Raw genomic sequence first — 11,922 nt, 5'->3', positions numbered from 1 at the left:
GAGGCCGAGCTGCTGGCGCTCGACCGGGCGCACGTCTGGCATCCCTACGGGCCGATGCCCGGCCGGAGCGAGCCCTACGTCGTCGAGAGCGCCGAGGGTGTCCGCCTGCGGCTGGCCGACGGGCGGGAGCTCATCGACGGCATGTCGTCGTGGTGGGCCGCCATCCACGGCTACCGGCACCCCGTGCTGGACGCGGCGCTGAGCGAGCAGGCCGGCCGGATGAGCCACGTCATGTTCGGCGGGCTCACCCACGCGCCCGCCGTCGAGCTGGCCACCACCCTGGTCGAGCTGACCCCGGACGGGCTCGAGCACGTCTTCCTCTGCGACTCCGGCTCCGTCGGGGTCGAGGTGGCCATCAAGATGGCCCTGCAGGCCCAGCTCGCCCGGGGCCGGCCGCAGCGGCGCAAGCTCGCCACTTGGCGGGGCGGCTACCACGGCGACACGTTCCACCCGATGAGCGTCTGCGACCCGGTCGGCGGGATGCACCAGCTCTGGACCGGGGTGCTGCCCGCGCAGATCTTCGCGGGCCCGCCGCCGGCCGGCTACGACGAGGCCTACGCCACCGAGCTGACCGAGCTGGTCGCCCGGCACGCCGATGAGCTCGCCGCCGTCATCGTCGAGCCGGTCGTGCAGGGCGCCGGCGGCATGCGCATGCATCACCCCGGTTACCTGCGGGTGCTGCGCGAGGTGACCGCTGCTCACGGCGTACTGCTGATCTTCGACGAGATCGCGACCGGCTTCGGCCGTACCGGTGAGCTCTTCGCCGCCGGCCACGCCGGGGTGACGCCCGACATCATGTGCCTGGGCAAAGCCCTCACCGGGGGTTATCTGACCCTGGCGGCCACCCTCTGCACCGCCGCGGTGGCCCACTCCGTCTCCGCCGGCAGTGCCGGCGGGCTGGCGCACGGGCCGACCTTCATGGGCAACCCGCTGGCCTGCGCCGTCGCCAACGCCTCCATCGGCCTGCTGCGGGCCCAGGACTGGCCGGGCCAGGTCCGGCGTATCGAAGCGGGCCTCCGGGCCGGTCTGGAGCCGCTGCGGGGCCTTCCCGGGGTCGCCGACGTGCGGGTCCTGGGCGCGATCGGCGTGGTCCAGCTCGATCACGCCGTCGACCTGGCCGCGGCGACTGCCGCCGCCGTGGCCGCCGGAGTCTGGCTGCGGCCGTTCCGGGACCTGATCTACACGATGCCGCCGTACGTCACCGACGACGCCGACGTCGCCCGCATTACCCAAGGAATCGCCGCGGCGGTGTCCGCCACCTGACACGGAAGTGAGAACGCCCCTATGGAGTCCTTCGGAAGCCGCCTGCACCGTGCCACCCGGGAGCGGGGGCCGCTGTGCGTCGGCATCGATCCGCACGCCGCTCTGCTCGCCCGCTGGGGCCTCTCGGACGACGTCGCCGGCCTGGAACGCTTCGCCCTAACGGTCGTCGAAGCACTGGCCGATCGGGTCGCCGTCCTCAAGCCGCAGTCGGCTTTCTTTGAGAGATTTGGGTCACGTGGCGTCGCTGTTCTTGAGTCAACTATCCGACAGTCACGCGAGGCCGGTGCGCTGGTACTTCTCGACGTGAAGCGCGGCGACATCGGCTCGACGATGGCCGCGTACGCAAGCGCTTACCTCAATCCGGACAGTTCGCTGTGTGCTGACGCGATCACTGTGAGTCCCTATCTCGGAGTGGGCTCATTGCAGCCCGCGTTCGACCTGGCGGCCGAACACGGCGGCGGCGTTTTCGTTCTGGCGCTGACCTCCAATCCCGAGGGAGCGAGCGTCCAGCACGCCGTCGGCGCCGGCGGACGGACCGTCGCGCAGACCGTGATCGACGAGATTGCGCAGGTCAACGTGGGTGCGGAGCCGCTCGGCAGCCTCGGGCTGGTGGTCGGCGCGACCATCGGCGCGACCGGCCACGACCTGTCCAAGGTGAACGGACCACTGCTCGCCCCGGGCCTCGGAGCACAGGGTGGAAGCCCCGCGGACCTGCGCGAAATTTTCGGGGAGAGCCTGCGGAACGTGCTGCCGTCGTACTCACGCGAGGTCCTCGGCGCGGGCCCCGAGGCGACCTCGTTGCGGGCCGCCGCGGACCGCGCGGTCACCGCCTGTAGCGCCGTGATCGGGTGAAACGGCCTGCCTAGCAGGCCTGCCCCGGTCCGGATGGGGGGTACCCCCACGTTGCCGAAACCGCCGCTGACCGCTAGTTTTCCCGGCGCCAGGAACCACATGCCCCTTTGGTTCCCTGGCACACCACGTTTCACAGAGTGCCGGTATTGGACTACCGGTGCGATAGGGACCTGAGGAGAACTGGTGCCGCTCCCGCAACTAAGCCCCGAGCAGCGTAAAGCCGCGCTGGAGAAGGCCGCGGAGATTCGCAAGGCCCGGGCCGAGCTGAAAGATCAGCTCAAGTCTGGCAAGACCACCCTCGCCGCCGTGCTCGACCGGGCGGAAGGCGACGACGTCGTCGGCAAGCTGAAGGTTTCGGCCGTGCTTCAGGCGCTGCCGGGCATCGGCAAGATCCGGGCCACCCAGATCATGGAGAAGCTCAAGATCGCCGACAGTCGCCGTCTTCGTGGCCTGGGCGAGCAGCAGCGTAAGGCCCTCCTGGGGGAGTTCGCTGCGAACTGACTCACCGGCTCGTGTTGAATGAGCCTGTGAGCATGGATGACGACGCGCGCCCGGCAGCCCGACTCACCGTCCTGTCCGGCCCCTCGGGGGTGGGCAAAGACAGCGTGATCGAGCTGATCCGGGCGCGCTCGCCATGGATCAAGCTGTCGGTGTCGGTGACAACCCGCAAGAAGCGCGACTACGAGACCGACGGCGAGCACTACCACTTCGTCACCCGGCAGGAGTTCCAGCGCCTCGTCGACGGCGACCAGCTGCTCGAGTGGGCGGAGTTCGCGGGCAACCTCTACGGCACGCCCCGGGCCCAGGTCGAGGGCTGGCTCGCGCAGGGCCGTCCGGTACTGCTCAAGATCGACCTGCAGGGCGCCCGGCAGGTGCGGGCCACGATGCCCGACGCCCAGCTCGTCTTCCTCGCCCCGCCCAGCGTCGAGGAGCTCAAGCGCCGGCTGATCGGGCGCGGCACCGACGACGAGGAGACCATCCGGCGGCGCTTGGCGCACGCCGACGAGGAGCTCGCCGCCGAGAAGGAGTTCGACCGCACCGTCGTCAACGACTTCGTCGAGCGTGCCGCCGACGAGCTGGTAGGATTGCTCGGTTCGTCGTTTCTGACTCCCGCTCAGCCGCCGGTGTCAAGCTGAGAATTAAGGAAGTACATCACTGTGGGAACCATCGCCAACCCCGAAGGCATCACCAATCCGCCGATCGACGAGCTGCTCGACAAGACCTCGTCGAAGTACTCGCTGGTGATCTTCGCGGCCAAGCGCGCCCGCCAGGTCAACGCCTACTACAGCCAGCTCGGCGAGGGTCTGCTGGAGTATGTCGGCCCGCTGGTCGAGACCACTCCGCAGGAGAAGCCGCTCTCGATCGCGATGCGCGAGATCAACGCCGGTCTGCTGACCGCCGAGGCGACCGACAACCCCTGATCCGCTGATCCACCGTGCACCCGCGCCCGCTCACCGCGGGCGCGGGTTTTTCGTTGACGGGAAGTGTGCCCATGCCGGAGGTCGTGCTCGGGGTGTGCGGTGGCATCGCCGCGTACAAAGCCTGTGAGCTGCTACGGCTGTTCACCGAGTCGGGGCACGGCGTGCGTGTCGTGCCGACCGCGTCCGCGCTGAAATTCGTCGGCGCGCCCACCTGGGCCGCGCTGTCCGGCCGCCCGGTGACCACCGAGGTGTGGGACGACGTGCACGAGGTGCCACACGTACGCATCGGCCGGCACGCCGAGCTGGTCGTGGTCGCGCCCGCTACCGCCGACATGCTCGCCAAGGCGGCCCACGGCATCGCCGACGACCTGCTCACCAACACCTTGCTCACGGCGACGTGCCCGGTGGTCTACGCCCCGGCCATGCACACCGAGATGTGGGAAAACCCGGCCACCAGGGCCAACGTCGCGACCCTGCGGTCCCGCGGCGCGATCGTCATCGAGCCGGCTGTGGGCCGGCTCACGGGCGCCGACACCGGCAAGGGCCGGCTGCCGGACCCGGCCCAGATCTTCGCCGCGGCCCTGCGCGTGCTGCGTCGCGGCGCGGCCGCGGAGACCGACCTGACGGGCCGCCGGGTGGTCGTCACCGCAGGTGGCACCCGCGAGCCGCTGGACCCGGTCCGGTTCCTGGGCAACCGCTCGTCCGGCAAGCAGGGATACGCCCTGGCCCGCGCGGCGGTCGCCCGGGGCGCGCGCGTCACCCTGATTGCGGCGAACGTCACTCTGGACGATCCGGCGGGCGCCGACGTGGTGCGCGTCGGCACGACCGAGGAGCTGCGCAAGGCCACGGTCGAGGCCGCCGCGGACGCGGACGTCGTGGTCATGGCGGCGGCCCCGGCCGACTTCCGGCCGGCCGCGGTCGCCGGCCAGAAGATCAAGAAAAGCGACGAGGGTACGGCGCCCACCCTCGAGCTGGTCACCAACCCGGACATCGCAGCCGAGCTCGGTGCGGCCAAACGCCCTGGTCAGCTGCTCGTTGCCTTCGCCGCGGAGACCCACGACGCGCTGGAGAACGCCCGCGGCAAACTGGTACGGAAACGCGCCGACCTCATCGTCGTTAACGAGGTGGGCGTCGACCTGGTCTTCGGGTCGGACAACAACACGGTCACGATCCTGGGCGCCGACGGGAGCACCACCGCGCTGGGGGAACTCCCGAAAGACGATGTGGCCGATGCGATATGGGATCAGGTTGCCGGACGCCTTGATCCGCAGGTCGGCGCGCTTGGGACGGGCTGAGACCGCCCCGGCATCGCTACAGCGGTGGTGACTACACTGCCGCGGAACGAAACTTCGACAAATCTGAGGAGCACCGTGGCACGCCGCCTGTTCACCTCCGAGTCGGTCACGGAAGGCCACCCGGACAAGATCGCTGACCAGATCAGCGACGGTATTCTCGACGCCCTGCTGTCGCAGGACCCCCGCAGCCGCGTCGCGGTGGAGACCCTGATCACGACCGGCCAGGTTCACGTGGCCGGCGAGGTGACCACCAAGGCGTACGCGGACATCCCGAACATCGTGCGCGAGACCATCCTGGGGATCGGCTACGACTCGTCCAAGAAGGGCTTCGACGGCGCGTCCTGTGGCGTCAGCGTGTCGATCGGCTCGCAGTCGCCCGACATCGCCCAGGGCGTGGACAGCGCGGTCGAGCTGCGCGAGGGCAACTCCGAGCACGCGCTCGACGCCCAGGGTGCGGGCGACCAGGGCATGATGTTCGGCTTCGCCTGCTCGGAGACCCCGGAGCTGATGCCGCTGCCGATCGCGCTGGCCCACCGGCTGGCCCGGCGGCTGTCGAGCGCCCGCAAGGACGGCACGATCCCGTACCTGCGCCCGGACGGCAAGACCCAGGTCACCATCGAGTACGACGGCCTGCGCCCGGTGCGGCTGAACACCGTCGTGGTCTCGTCGCAGCACGCGGCCGACATCTCGCTGGAGTCGCTGCTGACCCCCGACGTCCGCGAGCACGTCATCGCCCCGGAGCTCGAGGGCCTGGGCCTGGACGTGGAGGACTACCGCCTGCTGGTCAACCCGACCGGTCGCTTCGAGATCGGCGGCCCGATGGGCGACGCCGGCCTGACCGGCCGCAAGATCATCGTTGACACGTACGGCGGCTACGCCCGTCACGGCGGTGGCGCCTTCTCGGGCAAGGACCCGTCGAAGGTGGACCGCTCGGCGGCGTACGCGATGCGCTGGGTGGCCAAGAACGTGGTCGCCGCCGGCCTGGCCGAGCGGTGCGAGACGCAGGTCGCGTACGCGATCGGCAAGGCGCACCCGGTGTCGCTGTTCGTCGAGACGTTCGGCACCGAGAACGTGCCGGTGGAGCGCATCGAGAAGGCCATCAACGAGGTGTTCGACCTGCGCCCGGCCGCGATCATCCGCGACCTGGACCTCCTGCGCCCGATCTACCAGCAGACCGCGGCGTACGGCCACTTCGGCCGCGAACTGCCGGAACTGCTGTGGGAGAACACGGACCGCGCCCAGGACCTGAAGTCCGCCGCGGCCTGAGCTTGGTGACGCCAGGAACGGGTGCCTCGACTCCGGTCGAGGCACCCGTGCTGTTTGCACCGGAAGATGTCGTACCCCCGCGCCAGAATGTGCGGGTGAAGGCGGCAAAAGCGAAACCCGACCGGGAGCCGGCACCCCGGCTGCCGGTCGCCCGGGTGAGCGTCGAAGTGCCGCTGGCCCACCTCGACCGCCCGTTCGACTACCTGGTGTCGGCGGCCGACGACGAGGCTGCTCAGCCGGGCGTGCGGGTGAAGGTCCGCTTCGCCGGGCAGCTGGTGAACGGCTTCCTCCTGGAACGGGCCGAGAGCAGCCCGCACGGCGGCAAGCTGGCTTATCTGGACAAGGTGGTCTCGCCGGAGCGGGTGCTGGACCCGGAGGTGGCGCGGCTGGCTCGCTCTGTCGCTGACCGGTACGCGGGGAGTCTCTCGGATGTGCTGCGGTTGGCTGTGCCGCCTCGTCACGCTCGCGCGGAAGCGCAGGCCACCCCGCCTCCCCTTGATCCATCGTCCAGCTCTTCTGAGGCCGTGGGTGGGATGCCGTCGGGCCCTCCTGAGGCGGCGGCCGCCGCCTCTCCCGAGGCCGTCGGCGATTCGGCTGCGATGAGCTCCGATCATCTCGTTGCAGTGGCTTCTGGCCGTCTCGACGGAGCGGCCCCCGCCTTCGCTCAGGCAGAGGAATTCGCTGCTGCAGGAACGGCGCCGTCGCGCGCCGCGACTTTCCCCTCCGCTGTGCCGGATTTATCGGATCAGTCCCGTTCGGCCGGTGGGCGGTCAGTCCAACCGGACGCGGTTGGTGACGTTCAGCTCGCTCAGGTCGTGGACGACCAGCGGACCGGGGTTGGTGAGGCGCAGGCCGGCGCCGGCACCGAACTCGACCAGATCACGGCTCGCGGTGACGTCCAGCCGGAGGCAGTCGCGCACGGGTGGGGGATCTATCCCACCGGTGGGGCCTTCATGCACGCCTTGGAGCAGGGCCGGCCGGCTCGGGCCGTGTGGTCCGCGCTGCCCGGGGAGGACTGGCCGGCGCGGATCGCTGAGGCTGCCGGGGTCGTGGTGCGGGGCGGCCGGGGTGTGGTCATCGTGGTGCCGGACGCGCGGGATCTTGAGCGGCTCGATCGAGCTCTGACCGTGGTGCTCGGGGATGGTCGGCATGTCGCCCTCAACGCCGCCGCCGGCCCGGCTGAGCGGTATAGGAGGTTCCTTGCCGCCAGCCGCCATCGGGTGCCTGTTGTCGTCGGGACGCGGGCGGCCATGTTCGCGCCCGTCGCTGACCTTGGGCTCGTGGTGATCTGGGACGACGGGGATGACCTGCACGCCGAGCCGCGGGCGCCGTACCCGCATGCCCGGGATGTTCTGCTCACCCGCGCGCAGCTTGCCGACTGCGCCGCGCTGGTCGGGGGTTTTGCCCGCACGGGCGAGGCGCAGTTGCTGCTGGAGACCGGGTGGGCCAAGGAGATCGTCGCCGATCGTGGCACCTTGCGGGCGCGCAGCCCGGCCATCGCGCCGACCGGTGATGATCCGCAGCTGGCGCGGGATCCCGGTGCGGTGACCGCGCGGCTGCCGAGTCTTGCCTGGCAGGCGGCGCGTGGTGCGTTGCAGGCCGGGATGCCGGTTCTGGTGCAGGTGCCGCGGCGGGGTTACCTTCCGTCCACCGCTTGCGCCGAGTGCCGCACCCCGGCCCGGTGCCCGCACTGCTCCGGTCCGCTGGGGCTTGCCGGTTCGCGGGACGTGCCGGCCTGCCACTGGTGCGGCCGGGCCGCGGCCGACTACGCCTGCCCGGCCTGCGGTGGACGGCGGCTGCGGGCCTCGGTGACCGGTGCCCGGCGTACGGCGGAAGAGCTCGGCCGGGCCTTCCCGGGGTTCCCGGTGCGCACCTCCGGCCGGGACGAAATCCTGACCACCGTTCCCGGAACGGCCGCCGTCGTCGTCGCCACACCGGGAGCGGAGCCCGTCGCCGAGGGCGGCTACGGCGCAGTGTTGCTGCTGGACACCTGGGCGCTGCTGTCCCGGGCGGACCTGCGGGCCGCCGAGGAGACCATGCGGCGCTGGCTGTCCGCCGCCGCGCTGGCCCGGCCCGGTCCGGCGGGTGGCCGGGTGGTGGTCGTGGCCGACGGTTCGCTGGCACCCGTGCAGGCGTTGCTGCGCTGGGACCCGGGCTGGTTCGCGGCCCGTGAGCTCGCCGAACGCCGTGAGCTGGGCTTCCCGCCGGCGGCCCGGATGGCCAGCGTCACCGGCAAGGCCGAGGCGGTGGCCGAGTTCCTGGACGCGGCGCGCCTGCCCGATGACGTGGAGCTCCTCGGTCCGGTTCCGGCAGCCGACGACCAGGAACGCATGCTGCTCCGTGTTTCCCGGGGTCGCGCGGCGGCTCTGGCCAGGGCTCTGCACGAGGCGGCGGCGGTCCGCAGCGTGAAGAAGTCCAACCTGCCGATCCGCATCCAGATCGACCCCGCCGAACTCCTCTGACCCAGCGGCTCGCATGAAGCCGAGCAGCCAGGTGCCGGGGGGTGCGCACGGCACCGCGAACGCGGGCGCACGGCACCGCAGACGCGCGCACGGCACCGCCAACGCGGGCGCACGGCACCGCATACGGGGCGGCACAGGATCTGGGATACGTGGGGCGGCGCGCGGGACGTGAGCCGGACATGGCTGGCGTGATCCAGTAGATCTAGGTAAAAATCGGCCCCTATGGCGGCCACTTTTTACCAAGATCTCGCGCCCCGCACCCAGATGAGCGATGGGTGGTACAGCAAACCGGACAAGGCGGGCGGCAGCCGAAACCCCGGTCAGCCCTGACCGGGATGACAGCTCACTCGGTGGCCAGCTTGGCGCTGAAACCGAGCAGCGCCGCCCCCGTAGCCGCATCGAGCATGCGCCGAACGCGCCGGCGAGCCAGCACCCGCCGAGCCCGCGCCAACCCAGCCACCACCACCAGCAGGTACAGCAACGACAGCACAGCATGACTCAGCGCCAGCACGAGCAGCGCCCCCAGCGGCGCGTCCGGCCCTAGGAACTGTGGCAGCACCGCCAGGTAGAAGACCAGCACCTTCGGGTTGGTGATGTTGGACAGGAACCCCTGCCGCCACCCCGCCCCCGAAGCCTCGCTTCCAGCTTCGGCATAGCGACCCGCCAGCGCCGACCGCAGCGCCTGGATGCCCAGGTACGCCAGGTACGCGATGCCCGCCCACTTGATCGCCTGGAACACGGGCTGCGCCCGGGTCACGAGTGCGCCCAGTCCCGCCGCCGCGGCCAGGCCCTGCACCGCGTTGGAGCTGGCCACTCCGGCCGCGCTCCACGAGCCTCGGCGGCGCCCGCCGGCCAGGGTGTTCTTGGTGATCACCGCGAAGTCCGGGCCCGGCACCAGGACGAGCACGATCGCGAAGATCAAGAATGATCCGTACGTCGACCACGTCATCCGCCGACCGTAACCCCGCCGTCAGAGCGCCCGGTAGTACCTGACCTGGGGCAGCGCGGTGAAGCCGGCCTTCTCGTACGCGCGGCGGGCCGGTGCGTGGCCCGGGTCACCACCGGTGCCGATCGCCACCAGCTGCGCACCCGCCGCTCGCGCCTGCTCCACGGCGTACGAGATAAGCGCGTCCGCGATGCCCTTGCGCTGGTGCACCGGGTCGACCGCCAGCATCTCGATCTCGCTGCTGCGGTCCGCATCGTTGACCACCAGAGCGACGAAGCCGACCGGCTCGTCGCCGACAGTGGCCACCCACGTGGTCGGGCCGTGTTCGGTGCACACCTTCGTCACGTCCCGGGCCTGCGACGACAGCCAGTCCGGGTAGATCCGGCGGTAGATGTCCTCGCCCAGCACAGTCTCGAAGGACGCGAAGACGGGCGCCCACGCCCGCAGCGACAGCCCGACAACAGCGTCGATATCCGCATGCGTGAGCACCCTGATCTCGATCGTCATGACGATGAGACTGCCAGCGCGGTCAATTTGTTGGGGTCACGGCAGGACGCGCGGGTCCGGGTGCAGGGAGGACGGCAGCCGTACGGTGATGAACTCGTTGTTGTCCGCCACGCCCGGCGTGCGGCCCGCCGAGCCCGGGAAGTTGTTGTCGTTCAGCACCGCCAGCGTCCGGCCGTCCAGCAACGCCACGTCCTCGATCGTCTGGAACGGGAAGCGGAACGTCTTTCCGAAGCCGCCCACCCCGCGCGGGTTCGCGATCCGCAGCAGGTCCACCACCAGGGTCTTGTCCATCACGCCGTCGTGGTTGCGGTCGCGGCGGTCGGCCAGGTAGATCCGCTTCACCGCGGCCGCGTCGCCCTGGGCGCCGTCGCGTTCGATCACCAGGAAGCGGTTCGTGTCGACCGGGATGGCGTCGCCGATCGCGTGGGACGGCGATTCCAGGCGGTACGTCCAGCGCTTGCCGGTGTAGCTGCCGCGCCGCACGTCGAACTCGTTGAAGCGCAGGTCACCGGCCGTGTCGCCGGTCACCGTCCCCTCCAGCAGCGGGTACAGGTAGCGGCCGTCGGGGGAGTGGGCCATGCCTTCGAAGCCTTTGCTGCTGCCCAGGTTCGGGTTGCCGGCCGCGTTCTCCGGGGCGCGTACGCCCGGCAGCGGGATCGGCGCGCTCAGCAGCCGGCCGCCGCGGTCGAAGTGCAGCAGCCACGGGCCGAACTCGTCGCCGATCCACAGTGAGCCGTCCGGGTCGCGCACGATCGATTCGACGTCGAAGTCCGCGCCGGTCAGGACGCGGTCCGGCCGTACCAGTGGGAACTGGATCTTGGCGTCGGGGTCGGTCAGGTTGATGCCGCCGAGCACGTCGACCGCGCCGGTGGCCGGGACTGGGCCGATCTTCTGGATGCGGAGCAGGAAGTCGGCGCTGTTCGCCTTGGTGCCGAAGCCGTTGTCGGAGAGCACGTTGTAGGTGCCGTCGCCGTTGGGCAGCACTCCGGAGAAGCCCTGCACCGGCTGGTCGGCCCAGGGCGCCGCGATGCCGTTCACCGGCGCCGTACCCAGGGCCGACCCGGACGGCTCGCTGCCCGGCACGAACGTCAGGGCCGGCAGGGACGCGAAGCCGGTCAGGGTCGGCGCGGCGGCCGAGTGCGCCGCGGAGGGCGCGGCCACCAGGCCGAGCGAGAGGGCGAGCAGGGCGGCGCCGGCCGCCCCGGGAATGTGGAATCGCATGAGGCCGGACGGTAGAGAGCCCGGATGAACCGTGATCAACGGCGGCGTGAAGCGGCCCCGCACAATGGTGCCGGGTGCGTCCGTAGACTAGGTGCGATCAGCAATTCTTGTGAGCAGTCAGGAGTGGCACCCGCGTGACCGTCCAGCCCATCCGTCTGTTCGGCGACCCGGTGCTGCGTACGCCGGCCGACGCCGTGGTCGACTTCGACAAGGAACTGCGCCGGCTCGTCCGGGACCTCACCGAGACGATGCAGGACGAGGGCGGCGCCGGCCTGGCCGCACCCCAGCTCGGCGTGGGTCTGCGGGTGTTCACCTTCCACGTCGACGACGTGACCGGCCACATCGTCAACCCGGTGCTGTCGTTCCCCGACGAGGAGGAGCAGGACGGCCCGGAGGGCTGCCTGTCCATCCCGGGCGTGTACGTCGACACCAAGCGCCGCCAGCACGTCGTCGCCCAGGGCTTCACCGAGCACGGGGACCCGTTGCAGCTGGTCGGCACCGGCCTGATGGCGCGCTGCGTGCAGCACGAGACCGACCACCTCGACGGGGTGCTCTTCCTGGACCGGCTGGACGCCGCCGCACGTAAGGACGCGATGAAGCAGATCCGTGCCGCCGAGTGGTACGACGCCGGCGCCCCGCCGAAGGTCAAGGTCAACCCGCACGGCATCTTCGGCCTGGGGCGGTGACCC

At 70.8% G+C, this 11,922-nt stretch carries 12 protein-coding genes; 9 read left to right on the top strand and 3 right to left on the bottom strand.

Annotation, left to right across the window (positions count from 1 at the left end; genetic code table 11):
* Positions 1–54: 54 nt before the first annotated feature.
* The 8 genes from ACQP2Y_RS33745 (at position 55) to ACQP2Y_RS33710 (ending at position 8,559) form a co-directional block, all read left to right on the top strand.
* Positions 55–1,263: an adenosylmethionine--8-amino-7-oxononanoate transaminase gene (locus ACQP2Y_RS33745; RefSeq protein ID WP_433732171.1), complete on the top strand. Its 1,209-nt coding sequence runs from the start codon at positions 55–57 to the stop codon at positions 1,261–1,263.
* A 21-nt stretch (positions 1,264–1,284) separates the two neighbouring features.
* Positions 1,285–2,115, top strand: coding sequence for an orotidine-5'-phosphate decarboxylase (gene pyrF / locus ACQP2Y_RS33740; RefSeq protein ID WP_433719910.1), 831 nt, complete (start codon positions 1,285–1,287; stop codon positions 2,113–2,115).
* A 183-nt stretch (positions 2,116–2,298) separates the two neighbouring features.
* A complete protein-coding gene (gene mihF, locus ACQP2Y_RS33735; protein WP_125806289.1) occupies positions 2,299–2,616 on the top strand; it encodes an integration host factor, actinobacterial type in 318 nt (105 codons plus the stop codon).
* A gap of 32 nt (positions 2,617–2,648) precedes the next feature.
* Positions 2,649–3,251, top strand: a complete 603-nt coding sequence (gene gmk / locus ACQP2Y_RS33730; RefSeq protein WP_360556202.1) for a guanylate kinase — start codon at positions 2,649–2,651, stop codon at positions 3,249–3,251.
* 21 nt (positions 3,252–3,272) lie between these two features.
* The gene (rpoZ, locus tag ACQP2Y_RS33725; protein WP_015623990.1) at positions 3,273–3,536 is read left to right on the top strand and encodes a DNA-directed RNA polymerase subunit omega; all 264 of its coding nucleotides are present in this window, start codon (positions 3,273–3,275) and stop codon (positions 3,534–3,536) included.
* Between the two features lie 71 nt (positions 3,537–3,607).
* Positions 3,608–4,831 carry a bifunctional phosphopantothenoylcysteine decarboxylase/phosphopantothenate--cysteine ligase CoaBC gene (gene coaBC, locus ACQP2Y_RS33720; protein ID WP_433719908.1) on the top strand — a complete coding sequence of 408 codons (1,224 nt, stop codon included), beginning with the start codon at positions 3,608–3,610 and terminating at the stop codon, positions 4,829–4,831.
* Between the two features lie 75 nt (positions 4,832–4,906).
* Positions 4,907–6,097 (top strand): methionine adenosyltransferase, encoded by a 1,191-nt coding sequence (metK, locus tag ACQP2Y_RS33715; protein WP_433719906.1) that lies wholly within the window; start codon positions 4,907–4,909, stop codon positions 6,095–6,097.
* Between the two features lie 155 nt (positions 6,098–6,252).
* A complete protein-coding gene (locus ACQP2Y_RS33710) occupies positions 6,253–8,559 on the top strand; it encodes a primosomal protein N' (protein ID WP_433732169.1) in 2,307 nt (768 codons plus the stop codon).
* A gap of 343 nt (positions 8,560–8,902) precedes the next feature.
* Here ACQP2Y_RS33710 and ACQP2Y_RS33705 read toward each other — a convergent pair whose 3' ends face one another.
* Genes ACQP2Y_RS33705 through ACQP2Y_RS33695 form a run of 3 tightly spaced genes read right to left on the bottom strand, consistent with a single transcriptional unit; the run spans position 8,903 to position 11,233 of the window.
* Positions 8,903–9,481 (bottom strand): LysE family translocator, encoded by a 579-nt coding sequence (locus ACQP2Y_RS33705; RefSeq protein WP_433719904.1) that lies wholly within the window; start codon positions 9,479–9,481, stop codon positions 8,903–8,905.
* 48 nt (positions 9,482–9,529) lie between these two features.
* Positions 9,530–10,012 carry a GNAT family N-acetyltransferase gene (locus ACQP2Y_RS33700; RefSeq protein ID WP_433719902.1) on the bottom strand — a complete coding sequence of 161 codons (483 nt, stop codon included), beginning with the start codon at positions 10,010–10,012 and terminating at the stop codon, positions 9,530–9,532.
* Between the two features lie 36 nt (positions 10,013–10,048).
* Complete coding sequence (locus tag ACQP2Y_RS33695) at positions 10,049–11,233, bottom strand: esterase-like activity of phytase family protein (protein WP_433719900.1); 1,185 nt, start codon at positions 11,231–11,233, stop codon at positions 10,049–10,051.
* A 134-nt stretch (positions 11,234–11,367) separates the two neighbouring features.
* Between ACQP2Y_RS33695 and def the strand changes: the two genes are divergently transcribed.
* A complete protein-coding gene (gene def / locus ACQP2Y_RS33690; RefSeq protein ID WP_360834495.1) occupies positions 11,368–11,919 on the top strand; it encodes a peptide deformylase in 552 nt (183 codons plus the stop codon).
* The last annotated feature ends 3 nt before the right edge of the window (positions 11,920–11,922 follow it).

This window comes from Actinoplanes sp. CA-051413 (assembly GCF_050955795.1).
Classification (GTDB): domain Bacteria; phylum Actinomycetota; class Actinomycetes; order Mycobacteriales; family Micromonosporaceae; genus Actinoplanes.
Note: the sequence above shows the minus strand (reverse complement) of the source record. Positions and strands in the feature narration are given on the sequence as shown.

What these genes read in the sequence shown, in the direction of transcription:
- ACQP2Y_RS33745 (WP_433732171.1), top strand. Translation starts at nt 55, where the DNA reads ATGCCCGGCCGGAGCGAGCCCTACGTCGTCGAGAGCGCCGAGGGTGTC.
- pyrF (WP_433719910.1), top strand. Translation starts at nt 1,285, where the DNA reads ATGGAGTCCTTCGGAAGCCGCCTGCACCGTGCCACCCGGGAGCGGGGG.
- gmk (WP_360556202.1), top strand. Translation starts at nt 2,649, where the DNA reads ATGGATGACGACGCGCGCCCGGCAGCCCGACTCACCGTCCTGTCCGGC.
- coaBC (WP_433719908.1), top strand. Translation starts at nt 3,608, where the DNA reads ATGCCGGAGGTCGTGCTCGGGGTGTGCGGTGGCATCGCCGCGTACAAA.
- ACQP2Y_RS33700 (WP_433719902.1), bottom strand. Translation starts at nt 10,012, where the DNA reads ATGACGATCGAGATCAGGGTGCTCACGCATGCGGATATCGACGCTGTT.
- ACQP2Y_RS33695 (WP_433719900.1), bottom strand. Translation starts at nt 11,233, where the DNA reads ATGCGATTCCACATTCCCGGGGCGGCCGGCGCCGCCCTGCTCGCCCTC.